Genomic DNA, 17,188 nt, shown 5'->3' with positions numbered 1-17,188 from the left:
TATCAACTTACCAAACTTTCGGACTTCATACTAATTGCTGACACCTGATACCTGCCCACTTAAAACTGTGAACTGAAAACTGTATTTTTGCAGCATGTTAAATAACGACACCATTATTGCTTTATCTACGCCTCCTGGCAGCGGCGCCATCGGCGTGATCCGTCTTTCGGGACCTGAGGCCATTAGTTTAACCAATCAGGTTTTTGCAAGCAAAGATTTAGAGCAGCAAGCTACCCATACTTTGCATTTCGGTTTAATTAAAGATGGCGAGGTAATGGTAGACGAAGTGGTGGTGGCCTTATTTGTTGGGCCAAAATCGTACACTAAAGAAAATGTGGTAGAAATTTCTTGCCATGGCTCTAACTATATCATCCAGCAAATTATTAGCCTGTTGGTTAGCAAAGGGGCAAGGGCCGCCAAACCGGGCGAGTTTACCTTGCGTGCTTTTTTAAATGGCGGTTTAGATTTAAGTCAGGCAGAGGCAGTAGCCGATTTAATTGCTTCTGACAACAAAGCTTCGCATGAAGTGGCCATGCAGCAAATGCGTGGTGGTTTTAGCAGCGAGTTGAAAGATTTGCGTGAACAGCTCATTCACTTTGCCAGTATGATAGAGCTGGAATTAGATTTTGCTGAAGAAGATGTGGAGTTTGCCAATCGTGATCAGTTGTTGGCGCTGGTACAACGCATCAATAAAGTGTTGCACCGCCTAATCCACTCGTTCGAAGTGGGCAATGTGATTAAAAATGGCGTGCCAGTAGTTATTGCAGGTAAGCCTAATGTGGGGAAATCTACTTTGTTAAATGCGTTGCTAAACGAGGAACGTGCCATTGTGAGCGATATTGCAGGTACCACTAGAGATACTATAGAGGATGAAATCAATATCAATGGCGTAGTTTTTAGATTTATAGATACGGCAGGTATTCGCGAAACTGCCGACGTAATTGAAGCCAAAGGGGTAGAGCGTACTTTGGATAAAATGAAGCAGGCCAAACTGATCATTTACCTGGTAGATGCGCAAGAAACCGAAGCCGAAGTGTTGGTACAGCTAGAGGGTTTGAGCAAACAAAGCATCCCTTATTTGTTCATCGTTAATAAGGCCGAACTGCTCAATGCTAGTCAAAAAGATTTCTATCAGCAGCAAGGCGCTTTATTGATTTCTGCAAAGGAAAAGCTAGGTATGGATGTTTTAGAAACTGCCCTGCTAGAAAAAGTAAACCTTAGTCATGTAAACACCAGCGAAACCTTGGTCACCAATATTCGTCATGTAGAGGCATTAAAGCAAACACAAAACGCACTCAATAGGGTGCTAGAGAATATCCACAACCCTGTGACTTCCGATTTTTTAGCCATGGATATTAAACAGGCTTTACATTATCTAGGGGAGATTACGGGTACAGTGACGACGGATGACCTTTTAGAAAACATATTTACGAAGTTTTGCATTGGTAAATAACTGATTGTCAAATATTTGTATATTTTTTCTTTTCTTTGTTTATATTAGATGGACTTGGTTTTTGTTTGTTAATATTCGCTAATACATTCTTGTTTTTGCTTTTAGTTTCGTGAGATTTTCGGAAAATGTTTTAATTCCGAAAACCTCACGAAATGTGAGTTGAATGTATATTTCGGAGAAACTGACCATGTGATTCCGTGGCAAACTGACCACCTAATTTGCTGGCGAACGAACGATGCAAATGCTATAGAAGCGTTAACAAAAGTAGTGATTTAAAAGTTATTTTTATTGGAAGCTGTTTTCTGTTACGGGAACTCTTTTCTTCCGCATCGATTCTCCCTTGAGTTCAATACGGTGGGCATCATGAACAATCCTATCCAATATTGCGTCGGCAATGGTTTTTTCACCAATTACTTCATGCCATTTGCTTACCGGCAGCTGTGAGGTGATGATCAGGGAAGTCTTTGAATGCCTATCTTCTATTATCTCCATCAATGCCGCCCTGCTTTGTGCATCAAAGGGCTGTATACCGAAATCATCTAGGATCAATAGCTGCTGTTTTTCAATCTTTGCAACCTCTTTGATATAAGAACCATCGGCCTTTGCCATTTTCAGTTTAGCAAAAAGTTTTGGTGTACTACCGTATAATACCCTGTAGCCCAGCATACATGCCTGGTATCCGATTGCCGATGCCAGATAACTTTTCCCAATCCCCGTACTTCCTGTAATGAGCAGGTTTTCACACCGGTCAATAAAAGTACAATCGGCCAACCTCATCACCTGGTTTCCATCAATACTCCGATCGGCATGGTAGTGGAGTTCCTCAATGGAAGCTTTATAACGGAATCTGGCATATAGGATCTGGCGTTCGATACGCCGGTTCTGGCGGTAATCCCATTCGGAATCGATAAGGTGCGCCAATAGCTCATCGGAGATGTACTGGTCGGTCTGTCCGGTTTCGATGCTGCTCTTAAAGGCATGGAACATGCCGTAGAACTTCAGTTTACGTAATTTGTCAAGTGTGTTCGTGTTCATTTTTTATCTATTTTAAGGGGTTATTGATAATAGTCTTCGCCACGGATGTTGTCATGGATGGGCATTGGGAGTTCATCGGCAAAGAGGCTTTCGGGGTATTGGTCCATATTCTTCTCCAATATCATCTGTATGGTCTTGTAGGAGTAGATACCAAAGCCCAGTGCCCTTCTACAGGCATTGGTCAAACGTTCGTTGCCCGCTTTTTTGGCAAAGCCAAGGATGCCCACACATGATTTGTAGGCCTGCTCTGGATGTTGTTTGCGTTCCAATATCTTCAGTATGTAGAGCCTAACGTCATCATGGATACTGGTAGCCCATTCCAGAAAGCGCTCAGGGGTCCATTCGGTCACAAACCTGTGGGTAGTGGCCATATGCTCCCTGTCGGTGGTATAGTTGTAGGGACTTTTCATCCGCTTGTGCATGGCAATACGTTCATAATGATAGAATACCTCCACATTTGAGCTGCTGTACATGATCTTGACCTTTTTACCGATAAAACGGAAGGGTACGCTGTAGTAATGTTTGTCCACACTCAGGCTCACATGCCCGTTCTTCATAACAGTGGCATAATGCTGCTTTTTGAAGGCATAGCGCAGTACCGGAAGTGGGTTAAGTGCCTCCCGTTCGATTTCCTCGAACTGTAGCCTCCTGCTATAGTTGCGACCTTTCAAAAGTTGGGTGTTATGGGATTCCAGTGCCTCCAGTATGGCCGAATTGAGTTCGGCCAGCGATTGGAATACCTGTTTGTTCAACGGGGCATAGATGCGGCTGTAGGCTATCTTTACCGCCCCCTCCACCAGTGCCTTGTCCCTTGGGCAGTATGCCCTGGCCGGCAGGATCGTTGTTCCATAGTGGTCGGCGAAGTCGGCAAATGTATCGTTCAGGGTAGGCTCGTAGCGGTTGCTTTTGGTAACGGCCGCCTTGAGGTTATCGGGCACGATGGCTGCAGGAACACCGCCCAGATAATGGAGCGTGTTCTCGCAGGCCGAGATCAAATCCTCTTTCTGCTGGCTCATCACCGCCTCAACATAGGTAAGCTGGCTGGCCGCCAGGATGGCAACGAAAACTTCCACCTCGATTACCTCGCCGGTATCCTTATCTACGATGGTAAGTTTCTGGCCCGCAAAATCGATAAAAAGTTTATCACCGGCTTTATGGTCAAGGTGCATCACCGGGTTTACCCTGTTCTTCCACTGGTTGTAGTAGAAACAGAACTGGGTATACTGGAAGCCATCCGGAAACTCCTTCATATAGGCCTCCCATAGCATCATACGGCTAACCCCGGTCCGCTTTAGTTCACGGTCAATGCTCGGAAAACAACGTTGAAGGGCTATCAATCGGTCATTGGGGGCGTGTTCACGGCTCTTGCCGAAGAAATCGTCCAGTTCCTTATCGTTAAGCGCATCGATCTGTTCGAAACTGCAGCCGCTGGAACTGAAGGCCCTTAAATAAACTTTGACCGTATTACGGGAAACACCAGTATGGGTAGCAATGGAAAGCTTGCTACGCCCTTGGGTATACATTCTGAGTATCTGTCTTATCTTGCTCATGCTTATAGTGGAATTGGCCATTTCGATGGATTATATGTACATCAAAAATAGGCTTGCCGCCATAGCATTTAGACATCGTTCGAACTGGTCAGTTTCCTCCGAAATCAGGTGGTCAGTTTCAAGCGGAATAGGTGGTCAGTTTAAACCGAAATGGGGTGGTCAGTTTCAGCGAAATCTCCAAACAACCGACCAAAACTCCACTTTGCGAAAAATTGGTAAGAAAAGACCGGCGTCAAATTTTGCTTCTTTTAGGTGGGTTTATTAAAGGGAAAAGATAAAAAGTTAACCCAAGAAGAATTTGCAGATAGGGCAGATGTAGCACTTACCGTAATACGTAACGTGAATTATGGGTCTTCGGTTTTATGTCAAGCCCTAGTATTGACCTTTTAATCAGCTCAAAATCGGCCTTGGCCTTTGCGGTACCGATGTATCTGCTCTTATTCTACACACAGTTCCGCTATTTATTTATCTGTGTAGCAATGGCTGCTATGTCAGTGTTGGTAATTTCGATTAATTAAAACATTATTAACTCGCGTTACTTTATTAATAGTACGGGTACTGCAACTGTAGTTAATCCGCAACTTATCTTAACGTATATTTTTAAATACCTTTTATGAAAGATCTCATCACAATTGTTGATAATCAATGGCCACAATGGGTAAAGATTTTAATGTTGTGCTTGTTTATTACCTTAATTACGTTGATTTTTAAATGGATCCTCACTTTTGTAATTAAGAAAACGAATAAAGAAAGCGGTTACTCTGTAATCCATTCTTTCTTAAAACACCTGAGCAGTCCGCTCAATTTTTTGTTGCCACTTTTTTTTATCAATGCTTTTTTGCCTTATTTTGGTATGGATAGCGCTGTTTTACAGGGGGTAAGGCGGTGGTTGGATATGCTTTTGGTTGCCTCATTTGCTTATTTGCTAATTACGATGCTGAGGGTTTTGGAAGACTTTGTTTACCATGCCTACAAGCTAGAAAAAGCCGATAACCTGAAAGAGCGTAAGATAAGGACGCAGTTACAGTTTGTAAGAAAGGTTGCGGTTTCTTTGGTGGTCATCATCGCCATAGCTATTATACTGCTCAGTTTTGATGGGGTAAGGAAAATTGGAGCAGGTTTACTAACGGGTGTGGGTATTGGTGGCATCATCATTGGTTTTGCAGCTCAAAAATCTTTGGGAAATTTTTTAGCGGGCCTTCAAATTGCTTTTACACAGCCCATACGTATAGACGATGTGTTAGTGGTGGAGGGCGAATGGGGACGGGTAGAAGAAATTACGCTTACTTATGTGGTGCTTAATATTTGGGACCAGCGCAGGCTGATCTTGCCCATCAATTACTTTATTGAGCAACCCTTTCAAAATTGGACTCGTAATACTTCCGAAATTTTGGGTACCGCTTTTTTCTATGTAGATCCCACATTTTCGGTAGATGCGCTAAGAGCCGAACTTGAGCGGGTGTTAGCCAATTCTAGTTTATGGGACCAAAGGGTTGGCATACTTCAGGTAACCGATATTAAAGAAAATGTGGTAGAGTTGCGAGCCTTGGTAAGCGCCGAAGACTCTGGCCAAGCCTTTGATTTACGTTGTGAGGTAAGAGAGCAATTGCTCAAGTTTATTAAAGCCAACGCACAAAATGAGTTGCCTAAGACACGGGTGCTACTGCAAAAATAGGCCGTCTAATTACTGTTGAATTTTATTTAAGCATCCTTGTTTTAATCTGTTCTGGCAGTGCCTGCAATTTTTTAGATGTTATATGGTTTGGTTAAAAAAAGCAAAAGCTCCTGAATTAGAGAAGCTTTGCCGGCCTATTATTGGCTTTAATTGAGAACTAATTTAACCAAATTTTTTATGTCAATAGATTGAGTTTAGCATTTTTTCTGCGGTAAAGTTCGTTCATCATTTCCTTATCGCTCATGTTTTTTGCCCAATGTGGGCGCAGTTCAAAATATCTTAAATTAGATAAAAAAGGGTGGTTGCCAGCCCAAGTTAAACCTATCGAATCGCCAATTTTACCCACCTTGTTATATAGTATTTTATGGTCTACATATTTGAGTTGCCCAAAAGCAGTTTTTTCATATATCCCAATGCCAAATGCCAAGCCGAAATTATAGTAGGCTAGGTTGGTTAAATTTTCTGCACCCTCATAGGCAGCGGTAATATCAAAGCCAAGATCGCTCATTAAACACCTGCGTACTACCGTAGATCTGTTAATGATTTTTACGAAAATGCCTTGTTCTGCACAAAGTTTTAAGAGCGTTTTTATGGTCGGGAAAATTTCTTTTGACAAGTTAGAAAATTCGTTAGCATCGGCAAATAAGGTGTTAAAAAGGGCGGTGTCGTCTACTTGTTCACTCATTAAATAAGAAAAGCATTGGGTCATTCTATATTTCTTTAATTGTCGTTAGTTGAGCGTGGTTAATTTTAACACCACTAAGTGACAAAAAATGAGATAGAATGCTCAGCGCTTTTTTGCGTAGAAAGTAAAACAGGTAAAACCACTTGGTTTGCTGCGTAGTTTTACTTGGTTTAATGATTTGGATGGTATAGCTTAACCTAGCTGATCAATTTCGATAAGTCTGTGTTTTAATGCGTAAAGCACTAAACCAGCGGTATTTCTGCTTCCTGTTTTGGTTAACAAATTGTTTCGGTGCCCTTCCACAGTCCTGTTGCTTAAAAATAGCTTTTCGCCAATCTCTACGCTGTTAAATTGTTTGCAGATAAGCTGTAATACTTCTTTTTCTCTATTGGTAAGCAGGTCTTCGTTTTGGTTTAGGCTAATTGGTTGTGGTTTTTTACTTAGTCCCTTTCGCATAATCTCCAGCATGGGCAAAGTAAAATAGAAATCGTTTTTAGCTACTTCTCTAATTGCCTTCTCTACTTCTTCGGGTTCTGCATTTTTAGCTAGATAACCATTTGCACCAGCTTGTATTGTTGCTAATATATGATGTTCAGCTTCGTGGATAGTTAAGACAATAACTCCAACAGATGAATGTTTTTCCTTGATGATTTTTAGTGCTTCTAAGCCATTCATTTCGGGCATAGAAAGATCCAGAAGAATAATATTGGGCTTTACCGGCTCTGAGTCTAGTAAGGATACCAATTGTTTGCCATTTTCGGCCTCGAAAATAATTTTCACATCTTCAAATGAATTCACAAGAGCAATCATTCCTTTTCTAAATAGTTTTTGGTCATCTGCTATTGCAACGTTAATTTTCATTTGTTAAGTGTTGATATGTGAGGTTGTTTTTAATATTATTAAGTTATTTACGAAGTTTTATTTTATCGAAATAATTGATGTGCAGAGTTATGTAAAGTAATATGATTTTGTAGTGGTTGCAAATATCATTTTTTTATTAAATTAGACCAAAAAAACATATTATAAAACTTATAGTTCTAAATAAATTACAAACTCACAAATGAAATCAAGAATTACTGTTCCAACCGTGCCACTTCAAGAAGCCGTAGATCGTGTTACCCGTTTTCGCGATCAATTAATTAACCAAGTACCAGAAGCCAATATTCCAAGGGCAGTTTTTATTCCCATAGCAGATTTGATGGCCATTATCGAAAAATTTCAAGATTTAGACGATCATGGAAATATCCGCAATTCGTTAACTGGCGTAAGAGCCTATTTTGCTGTTAAAGAAGGCGACCAAGATTTGCCCGATGATGTTACAGCGCTAATTGTTCCCGTAGATTTAGCTGGCGCTGATATTGTAGCACATACCACTGGTTTAGGGGAAGAGGAAGATAGCGATATTTATGATTTTACGCAGCCATGTCCTTCAAAATGTGATACCACTAGTCCATTATTTGTTCCTTAGTCAGTGAATAATTTTTTTATCGGAATAGTAGCTCCACTAAGTGTTTTACTGCCTATCTGTATGTTTCTTTACAAAAGAAAATATGCAGATAGGTCTACAACAATTATATTTTATTATTTAATTGCTGCTGGGTTAATTAATGTTACAGCCATTGCGTTGGCAAGAAACGGTATCCGTAATTTGCCTTTATTGCATTTGTATACAGTAGTTGAAACTGTTTTTTTCTTAGTTACTTCAGGGCCATTTTCGACAGTGCAAGAATTAAGGTGGTCTTAACTTTTGTAATGATTACTTTCACGTTATGCTGCATTCTTAACCTAGTTTTTATTCAAAGTATTTTTACTTATAATACACATACCAGGCCTTTAGAAGCTTTAATTATTACAGCAACTTGCCTGTTGTATCTCTATAAAAGTGGTTTTTCGGAGCATTGGCTAGGCTTGCCTGTAAATTGGATAAATATGGGGGTTTTGATTTATTTTCCGGCGGCTAGCATTATTTTTATTCTATCCAATTATTTTACTTTTGTTAAACTGGATGATGAGATGACAACCGTGGTTTGGAATATGCATGCAAGTATGGTAATTGGGATGTATTTGATGTTTACAAAAGCATTTAGTTTACTTAAAAAATCCGGTGCAAATAATTAAGTGCTTGCAAGCAAAGGGGAGAGGTAATAATGGTTGATAACGTTTATCTATTGATTTTTTATGGTGTAGTTTTATTGCTCGTTTTGGTTGCCTCATTTTTGTTGTTTTATATCAGAAACCAGAATGTGGTTTGGAAACAGAAAAGGCAGCTGCAAGAAACCCAAATTACGCAACAGAAAGAACTGCTTAATGCTGTAATTGATTCGCAAGAGGTAGAACGCAAAAGAATTGGTCAAGATTTACATGATGAAATAGGAGGAACCCTTTCGGCAATTAAACTGATGCTAAATTCTCTTCGCAATCAGTTGTCCGAAGATCAAGAAGATGTACTAAAGGAGGCCAAACAACTTATTGATAAAATGGTTGCCGATGTAAGGCATATTTCGCATGATCTATCTCCGCCAGGACTAGCCGTTTTTGGTCTTTTTACTACAATTGAAGCTTTTGTTACGCTTATTAACAATACGGGTAAAATCAAAATTTCGATAACTCAAGATGAGGATATAGATGAGTTGCAATTGCCAGAAAAAGCAGCATTGGCATTATTTAGGGTGCTTACGCAACTTATTGATAACACCATTAAGCATGCCGATGCCACTGAAATAGCCATCTCCTTTAAAAAACAAATCAATTTGGATATTTGCTACCAAGATAACGGTAAGGGATTTGAGCTCGAAATGTTGGAAAGAAGAACGGGAATAGGGATGCAAAATATACAAAGTCGTTTACAAATCATCAACGCTGCCTATCAAATATATACCAGTACTGGTAATGGATTTAAGTTGGCTATTTCTTGCCCAATTTAACCCAAATCAGAGATGATGTATTTGCTTGCAATTAAAAGCAGTAAGGTTCTATTGGATTTTGCCTGCTCATAATTGTCTTTTAAAAGCTTCCCAATCTGCTTGTTTTTAAGTTTTACCGCTGTCATCTGTAAAATTTGGAACGAGGCCATCTCCACACTTTCTATATTTTGCAGGTAGAACAAACTAGAAAGGTCTCTAAGCTCCACATCTGGGCCCTGTCGTTCTATGGCAACAAAAGCATCTTCAACAAAACCGATAAGTCCCTTGGTTGCACAATCAGAATAGCTAACGTCCATCAGTTCATAAATCATATCCATTCTGGTGATTTCTGTTTTCACGTTCTCAATCGTATTGATGATTGCATCTTTCAGATCAGAAAAGTTTGCTTTTTCTGCCAATTGCGGTAAATGACTAATTAGGTGCTGTTTTGCGCAATAAATCTTATCGAGGTGCTCGATAAAAAAGATTTCTAATTTTTCGCGGTCTAAGTTCATAGGCTGCTAAAGGTGGTTTTAAGAGTTGTAATTAGCTGGTAAATTTGTTGACTACATTAATCAGTCCATTGATGTCGAAAGGTTTAGAAATGTAGGCATCTGCGCCGCATGCTGTTGCCATTTGCGCTAAGTTGCGTTCGGCAGAGAGCAAAATTACAGGAAGATGGCTTGTTGTTGCAGAAGCTTTTAGCTCTTCGCACAACTGAGCTCCGGTTTTGTTAAAGCCTACTATTCTAACATCCAAAAGTACCAAGTCTGGATGCGCAAGAGCTACTTCATCTACAGACATGCCTTTGTTATTGGATATGATTTCGTAGTCTTCTTCTTCAAAAATAATATTTAGTATTTCGAGAATATCAGGATCATCTTCAATGGTAAGTATGCGTTTTTTCATAAGTAGTTATTGGAGGCTTTTGATAAAGTTAAATAGATATTCTGTGAAGTTAAACAACCATTTGGAGAAATTGTTTAAAATCAATTTGTATTTAGAGTTGATAGGCTTCAAATTCTAAATTACACTACTAATTTTTTATCGCTCTTGGTTGTATTTCTTGTGATGTACCTAATATATAGCATTTAGTAATAATGTTTGTTTGGTATTGTTTAGGAAATGAATTGCACTTTTCATGCTGTTTTTAAATAAAAAATCAAATTATTTACATTTTAGTGTTGTTTATTATAATTTTTTACTAATTTGGTTCTGTGTTATTGAGGAATGTGCTACACGCATGGGGGAATTAGAATAACACTACCATGAATTAATTAATGCTCAAATGCTCAAATCTATTTAAATAACTGTTTTTTTCTTGGTACAACTTTTAGCTATAAAAGTTGGTGTCTACTTATCCCTTAACTAAAAAATATGAAAAAAATTTTACAACTAGTTGTATGGTGTTTCACATTTGCGATAAGCGCTCAATTTGCTTACGCACAAGTAAAGATTGGAGATAATCCAACGGTAATTAATAAAGCTGCAATCCTAGAGCTTGAAAGTAGCAGCAAAGGCTTATTGTTTCCAAGGGTTAATTTAGTTAATACAACTACCTGGAGCTTGGCAACTGGTAGTACCCCAACAGCAGGTATGGTGGTTTATAATATAAAAACCATTGCTTCTGGTTTTTCGGGGACTTCCGAGTATCCTGCGCAATTGCCGGATGGCACCGGACTTTATTATTGGGACGGAGCTGGTTGGGTTTCGATAAAAGGAACAAAAGGAGCAACGGGTACAGGGGTGGTAAGCGGTGCAAGTAATCCAGTAAATGGAGCGGGCAACGCAGGCGATACTTATATAAACACTACCACAGGCGATACCTTTATTTATAATGGTACGACTTGGACACAGACTGGCAACATCAAAGGGGCGACTGGCGCAACTGGAGCTACGGGTGCGAATGGATTAGACGGAGCAGTTGGTGCAACGGGAGCGGTTGGTCCACAAGGGGCAACAGGTGCCACAGGTGCAGATGGCAGATCAGTAAACAGCGGCGCTGCCAATCCTGTAGATGGTACTGGCAACACGGGCGATACCTATATCAATACCACTACAGGGGATACCTTTATCTATAACGGAACCACTTGGACACAAAATGGCAATATCAAAGGGGCGACTGGCGCAACTGGAGCTACGGGTGCGAATGGATTAGACGGAGCAGTTGGTGCAACGGGAGCGGTTGGTCCACAAGGGGCGACAGGTGCCACTGGTGCAGATGGCAGATCAGTAAACAGCGGTGCTGCCAATCCGGTAGATGGCACAGGCAACACGGGCGATACCTATATCAATACCACCACAGGGGATACCTTTATCTATAACGGAACCACTTGGACACAAAACGGCAATATCAAAGGTGCAACTGGCGTAACAGGAGCAACTGGAGCCAATGGATTAGACGGAGTGGCTGGTGCAACCGGAGCGGTTGGTTCACAAGGGGCAACAGGAGCTACTGGTGCAGATGGCAGATCAGTAAACAGCGGTGCTGCCAATCCGGTAGATGGTACTGGCAACACAGGCGATACCTATATCAATACTACCACAGGGGATACCTTTATTTATAACGGAACCACTTGGACACAGAACGGCAACATCAAAGGAGCTACTGGCGCAACGGGAGCTACGGGTGCCAATGGATTAGACGGAGCGGTTGGTGCAACCGGAGCGGTTGGTCCACAAGGTGCAACAGGAGCTACTGGTGCAGATGGCAGATCAGTAAATAGCGGTGCTGCCAATCCGGTAGATGGTACTGGTAACAACGGCGATACCTACATCAATACCACCACCGGGGATACCTATACTTATAACGGAACCACTTGGACACATAACGGCAACATCAAGGGTGCCACTGGTGCAACAGGTGCTACTGGCGCTAATGGTCTTGACGGAGCAGCAGGCGCAACAGGAGCGGTTGGTCCACAAGGAGCTACAGGTACAGGCGTAGTAAGCGGTGCTGCCAATCCGGTAGATGGTACTGGTAACAACGGCGATACCTACATCAATACCACCACCGGGGATACCTATACTTATAACGGAACCACTTGGACACATAACGGCAACATCAAGGGTGCCACTGGTGCAACAGGTGCTACGGGTGCCAATGGATTAGACGGAGCGGTTGGTGCAACCGGAGCGGTTGGTCCACAAGGTGCAACAGGAGCTACTGGTGCAGATGGCAGATCAGTAAACAGCGGTGCTGCCAATCCGGTAGATGGTACTGGCAACAACGGCGATACCTACATCAATACAATAACAGGCGATACCTTTATTTATAACGGAACTACTTGGACGCAGAACGGCAACATCAAAGGTGCAACGGGTACCAATGGACTGGACGGAGCAAAAGGCGCAACAGGTACAGGCGTAGTTAGCGGTTCTGCTAATCCAGTAGATGGTACTGGCAACAACGGCGATACCTATATCAATACGACTACAGGGGACACCTTTACATATAATGGAACTACTTGGATACAGAACGGTAATATTAAAGGTGCAACTGGAGCTACGGGAGCAACTGGAGCCAATGGTCTTGACGGAGCGGTTGGTGCAACCGGAGCGACGGGTCCACAAGGTGCTACGGGCGCAACGGGTACAGGAGTAGTAAGCGGTGCTGCCAATCCGGTAGATGGTACCGGCAACACAGGCGATACCTATATCAATACCACCACCGGCGATACCTTTATTTATAACGGAGCCACTTGGACACAGAACGGCAATATCAAAGGTGCAACTGGCGCTACGGGAGCTACGGGTGCCAATGGATTAGACGGAGCGGCAGGTGCAACTGGAGCGGTTGGTCCACAAGGTGCAACAGGAGCTACTGGTGCAGATGGCAGATCAGTAAACAGCGGCGCTGCCAATCCTGTAGATGGTACTGGCAACACGGGCGATACCTATATCAATACCACTACAGGGGATACCTTTATCTATAACGGAACCACTTGGACACAAAATGGCAATATCAAAGGGGCGACTGGCGCAACTGGTGCAACTGGAGCCAATGGTTTAGACGGCGCAGCAGGAGCCACAGGAGCGCAAGGAGCTACAGGTACAGGAGTAGTAAGTGGCGCTGCCAATCCGGTAGATGGTACTGGCAACAACGGCGATATCTATATCAACACAACAACAGGCGATACCTTTAGTTATAACGGTACCACTTGGATACAGAACGGCAACATCAAAGGGGCAGCAGGCGCAACGGGTGCTACTGGTGCAACAGGTACTGGCTTTGTAAGTGGTGCAGGTAATCCAGTAGATGGTACTGGCAACAACGGCGATACCTATATCAATACGACTACAGGCGATACCTATACTTATAATGGAACTACTTGGACACAGACTGGCAACATCAAGGGTGCAACAGGAGCTAACGGTCTAGATGGTGCAACGGGAGCAACTGGTGCTACAGGTCCACAAGGAGCAACGGGAACAGGAGTAGTTAGCGGCGCTGGCAATCCAGTGGATGGCACAGGCAATGCAGGCGATACCTATATCAATACAACAACGGGCGATACCTTTATTTATAATGGAACAACCTGGACACAGAACGGTAACATCAAAGGGGCGACTGGTGCTGCAGGTGCAACTGGAGCCAATGGATTGGACGGCGCAACTGGTTCTACAGGTGCAACAGGAGCTAACGGTCTAGATGGTGCAACGGGAGCAACTGGTGCTACAGGTCCACAAGGAGCAACGGGAACAGGAGTAGTTAGCGGCGCTGGCAATCCGGTGGATGGCACTGGCAATGCAGGCGATACCTATATCAATACCACCACAGGCGATACCTTTACTTATAACGGCACTACTTGGACACAGACTGGCAACATCAAAGGGGCTACTGGTGCAACAGGAACAACTGGCGCCAATGGATTGGACGGAGCAACGGGAGCGACAGGTGCAACTGGTGCTGTTGGTCCACAAGGAGCAACGGGAACAGGAGTAGTTAGCGGCGCTGGCAATCCGGTGGATGGCACTGGCAATGCAGGCGATACCTATATCAATACCACCACAGGCGATACCTTTATTTATAATGGAACCACTTGGACACAGAACGGCAACATCAAAGGGGCGACTGGTGCAACAGGTGCTACTGGAGCCACGGGAGCGACTGGTGCAACAGGAGCTAACGGTCTAGATGGTGCAATGGGTGCAACTGGAGCTACAGGTCCACAAGGAGCAACAGGCACAGGAGTAGTTAGCGGCGCTGCTAATCCTGTAGATGGCACAGGCAATACAGGCGATACCTATATCAATACCACCACAGGCGATACCTTTATTTATAATGGAACCACTTGGACACAGACTGGTAACATCAAAGGGGCGACTGGTGCTACAGGTGCTACTGGAGCCAATGGTCTAGATGGTGCAATGGGTGCAACTGGTGCTACAGGTCCACAAGGAGCAACGGGAACAGGAGTAGTTAGCGGATCTGGCAATCCAGTGGATGGCACAGGCAACACAGGCGATACCTATATCAATACAACAACGGGCGATACCTTTATTTATAATGGAACCACTTGGACACAGACTGGTAACATCAAAGGGGCGACTGGTGCTACAGGTGCAACTGGAGCTAACGGTCTAGATGGTGCAATGGGTGCAACAGGTGCAACGGGAGCAACGGGAGCGACAGGTGCTGTTGGCCCACAAGGAGCAACGGGTACTGGCTTTGTTAGCGGATCTGGCAATCCAGTGGATGGCACAGGCAATGCAGGCGATACCTATATCAATACAACAACGGGCGATACCTTTATTTATAATGGAACAACCTGGACACAGAACGGTAACATCAAAGGGGCGACTGGTGCTACAGGTGCTACTGGAGCCAATGGATTGGACGGCGCAACTGGTTCTACAGGTGCAACAGGAGCTAACGGTCTAGATGGTGCAATGGGTGCAACTGGAGCTACAGGTCCACAAGGAGCAACAGGCACAGGAGTAGTTAGCGGCGCTGCTAATCCTGTAGATGGCACAGGCAATACAGGCGATACCTATATCAATACCACCACAGGCGATACCTATATTTATAACGGAACCACTTGGACACAGAACGGCAACATCAAAGGGGCTACTGGTGCAACAGGAGCAACTGGCGCCAATGGTCTAGATGGTGCAATGGGTGCAACTGGTGCTACAGGTCCACAAGGAGCAACAGGCACAGGAGTAGTTAGCGGCGCTGCTAATCCTGTAGATGGCACAGGCAACACAGGCGATACCTATATCAATACCACCACAGGCGATACCTATATTTATAACGGAACCACTTGGACACAGAACGGCAACATCAAAGGGGCTACTGGTGCAACAGGAGCAACTGGCGTCAATGGATTGGACGGTGCAACGGGAGCAACGGGAGCTACTGGTGCGACAGGACCACAGGGTATTCAAGGTGCAACAGGAGCTACAGGTCCACAGGGTGATACTGGTGCAACGGGACCACGAGGTTTAAAAGGAGAAATCGGTGATCCGGGGCCGCAAGGTGCCACTGGTGCAACAGGCGCAACAGGTACTTTTGTAGCTACGGTAGACAATGGTTTAAATTTTTCTACACCAACTAATATTCAATTAGGAGGGCTTTTAACACGCCCAATTACCACCATTACCACAAATACAACACCGGGCAGCAATACTTTAGCCATTGCAGGTTTGCAGACAGGCGTAAGCACTGGTGCAACACCAGATAAAATTGTTGTAGCTGACCCCACAACTGGTGTACTTAAACAAGTAGATAGATCAACTTTTGATGCCGATGTAAGAGCCGTAGATACCCGTAGTCATATTACAGTAGATGCTGGGGTCAATGGCAGTGAGGGTACATCATCTGGCGGAACCAACAACATTCTCTTGGGTGCTGGTGCCGGAAATGGTGGAAGTAGCAATATCGCATTGGGTTCGTCAGCACTGGATGATGTTACGCAGTCTAATAACATTGCTATTGGTAATAGTGCACTAAGAAACGTAACCACCAGTAATGGAAATGTCGCTATAGGGTATCAAGCGGGTAGAGATTTAGTCAACGGAAACAATAATATTTTTATTGGAATAAATGTAGCGCCCAACGTATCTACAACAGGCGGCAATCAATTAAATATTGGCAACTGGATTTATGGTAACAACGGCCTAATTGGTTTGGGTACTGATGCCGCCAATCCAACTCAACGATTGGATGTAGCCAACGGTAACGTTCGGATTAGAGATATCAATGGTGTTGCCGGAAATACGGCTACTGATAAAGTGGTACTAGCCAGCTCTACTGGTATATTGAGAACCACTGATGTTGCTAATTTAGCAATTGAACCATGGCAAGTGATTGGTACTGGAGCCAAAGCATCTGCGAACATTGATAACATCTATCAAATGGGTAATGTGGCCATAGGTGCTACCACAGCTCCATCGTTTGTGGTGGGTGGCAACACTATACAGCCTAAGCTACACGTTGACGGCGATATTTCTACCACAGGTAAAATCTACACCACTAACAGTGTATATGCCGATTACGTTTTCGAAGATTACTTCAATGGTTTCTCTAAAATCTATAAAGATTACAAGTTTAAATCTTTAAAAGAAGTGGCCGAGTTCATTAAAAAGAACAAACACTTGCCTGGCGTAACACCAATTAACGAAATCACTGTTGGTAAAAATGGCTACACCATAGATTTAACCCAACTTTCGATGCAACAATTAGAGAAGTTGGAAGAGCTTTACCTGCACGTGATTGAGATGAACGATAAGTTGGGCGAAAAAGATAAGGAAATCAAGGCACTTCAGCATAAAACCAATGAATTGGAAGAACGATTGAAGAGGTTAGAAGAGTTAATCATCAGAAAATAAATCCATCAGTTAAGAGCACATTTAAGTCAAACTGCTCTTCCCTAAATCTGGGAA

13 protein-coding genes are annotated in these 17,188 nt (G+C 43.2%); 7 read left to right on the top strand and 6 right to left on the bottom strand.

Annotated elements, in window-relative coordinates:
* Positions 1-94 precede the first annotated feature (94 nt).
* Positions 95-1,453, top strand: a complete 1,359-nt coding sequence (mnmE, locus tag OVA16_RS00635; protein WP_267762997.1) for a tRNA uridine-5-carboxymethylaminomethyl(34) synthesis GTPase MnmE — start codon at positions 95-97, stop codon at positions 1,451-1,453.
* A 285-nt stretch (positions 1,454-1,738) separates the two neighbouring features.
* Here mnmE and istB read toward each other — a convergent pair whose 3' ends face one another.
* Complete coding sequence (gene istB / locus OVA16_RS00630) at positions 1,739-2,488, bottom strand: IS21-like element helper ATPase IstB (protein WP_267762995.1); 750 nt, start codon at positions 2,486-2,488, stop codon at positions 1,739-1,741.
* Positions 2,489-2,508: 20 nt separating this feature from the next.
* Complete coding sequence (gene istA / locus OVA16_RS00625) at positions 2,509-4,038, bottom strand: IS21 family transposase (protein ID WP_267762993.1); 1,530 nt, start codon at positions 4,036-4,038, stop codon at positions 2,509-2,511.
* A gap of 613 nt (positions 4,039-4,651) precedes the next feature.
* Between istA and OVA16_RS00620 the strand changes: the two genes are divergently transcribed.
* The gene (locus tag OVA16_RS00620; RefSeq protein ID WP_267762992.1) at positions 4,652-5,713 is read left to right on the top strand and encodes a mechanosensitive ion channel family protein; all 1,062 of its coding nucleotides are present in this window, start codon (positions 4,652-4,654) and stop codon (positions 5,711-5,713) included.
* 175 nt (positions 5,714-5,888) lie between these two features.
* Here the strand turns inward: OVA16_RS00620 and OVA16_RS00615 are convergent, their stop codons facing one another.
* Positions 5,889-6,398, bottom strand: coding sequence for a hypothetical protein (locus OVA16_RS00615; RefSeq protein WP_267762990.1), 510 nt, complete (start codon positions 6,396-6,398; stop codon positions 5,889-5,891).
* Between the two features lie 192 nt (positions 6,399-6,590).
* A complete protein-coding gene (locus OVA16_RS00610; RefSeq protein WP_267762988.1) occupies positions 6,591-7,259 on the bottom strand; it encodes a response regulator transcription factor in 669 nt (222 codons plus the stop codon).
* 199 nt (positions 7,260-7,458) lie between these two features.
* Here OVA16_RS00610 and OVA16_RS00605 point away from each other — a divergent pair, with 199 nt between their 5' ends.
* From OVA16_RS00605 to OVA16_RS00590, 4 genes are read left to right on the top strand one after another with little or no spacing between them, the layout of a single operon-like run.
* Positions 7,459-7,866 carry a hypothetical protein gene (locus tag OVA16_RS00605; protein ID WP_267762987.1) on the top strand — a complete coding sequence of 136 codons (408 nt, stop codon included), beginning with the start codon at positions 7,459-7,461 and terminating at the stop codon, positions 7,864-7,866.
* A gap of 60 nt (positions 7,867-7,926) precedes the next feature.
* Complete coding sequence (locus tag OVA16_RS00600; protein ID WP_267762985.1) at positions 7,927-8,142, top strand: hypothetical protein; 216 nt, start codon at positions 7,927-7,929, stop codon at positions 8,140-8,142.
* Between the two features lie 8 nt (positions 8,143-8,150).
* Positions 8,151-8,516: a hypothetical protein gene (locus OVA16_RS00595; protein WP_267762983.1), complete on the top strand. Its 366-nt coding sequence runs from the start codon at positions 8,151-8,153 to the stop codon at positions 8,514-8,516.
* Positions 8,517-8,545: 29 nt separating this feature from the next.
* Positions 8,546-9,322, top strand: coding sequence for a sensor histidine kinase (locus tag OVA16_RS00590; protein WP_267762982.1), 777 nt, complete (start codon positions 8,546-8,548; stop codon positions 9,320-9,322).
* On the opposite strand, the gene OVA16_RS00585 is transcribed toward OVA16_RS00590, so the two are convergent.
* Entirely contained in the window at positions 9,319-9,816 is a 498-nt protein-coding gene (locus tag OVA16_RS00585; RefSeq protein WP_267762981.1) for a DUF892 family protein, read from the bottom strand. The two genes, OVA16_RS00590 and OVA16_RS00585, sit on opposite strands and share 4 nt — an antisense overlap.
* A gap of 31 nt (positions 9,817-9,847) precedes the next feature.
* Positions 9,848-10,210, bottom strand: coding sequence for a response regulator (locus tag OVA16_RS00580; RefSeq protein ID WP_267762980.1), 363 nt, complete (start codon positions 10,208-10,210; stop codon positions 9,848-9,850).
* 468 nt (positions 10,211-10,678) lie between these two features.
* Here OVA16_RS00580 and OVA16_RS00575 point away from each other — a divergent pair, with 468 nt between their 5' ends.
* Complete coding sequence (locus OVA16_RS00575; protein ID WP_267762978.1) at positions 10,679-17,134, top strand: hypothetical protein; 6,456 nt, start codon at positions 10,679-10,681, stop codon at positions 17,132-17,134.
* Positions 17,135-17,188 lie beyond the last annotated feature (54 nt).

Source organism: Pedobacter sp. SL55 (assembly GCF_026625705.1).
Classification (GTDB): Bacteria; Bacteroidota; Bacteroidia; order Sphingobacteriales; family Sphingobacteriaceae; genus Pedobacter.
The sequence above is the reverse complement of the archived record's forward strand: the minus strand, read 5'-3'. Positions and strand labels throughout refer to the sequence as shown.